Source organism: Pseudomonas brassicacearum (genome assembly GCF_003732265.1).
In the GTDB taxonomy this organism is placed as follows: Bacteria; Pseudomonadota; Gammaproteobacteria; order Pseudomonadales; family Pseudomonadaceae; genus Aquipseudomonas; species Aquipseudomonas brassicacearum_D.
Genome location: NZ_MOBK01000331.1, coordinates 1 through 258, shown reverse-complemented (window position 1 = coordinate 258; position 258 = coordinate 1). Strand labels below are relative to the sequence as shown.

The window sequence follows — 258 nt, the reverse complement described above, 5'->3', positions numbered from 1 at the left end:
TTGCTGTTGACCCAGGTTCAGGGCTTCGGCCATGGCGGTGGTCATGTCGATGAACGAGGCTTCGCCGCTTTCGACGAAGTAGAAAGTACCCGGAACGTTCTTGGTCAGTGCCAGCAGATACAGGGCGACGACGTCTTCGATGTGCACGTTGGACCAGATGTTCTGGCCGGTACCGACGTGGCGCACCACGCCACTTTTGCGTGCTTGCTTGAGCAGACGCGGCAATTGCACGCTGTCGCGGTTGACGCCTAGGCTGTG

The 258-nt window shown here is 59.3% G+C and carries 1 pseudogene; it reads right to left on the bottom strand.

The window, feature by feature from the left end:
- Positions 1–258: pseudogene (locus tag BK660_RS31545) on the bottom strand (NAD-dependent epimerase/dehydratase family protein); the annotation flags it as partial.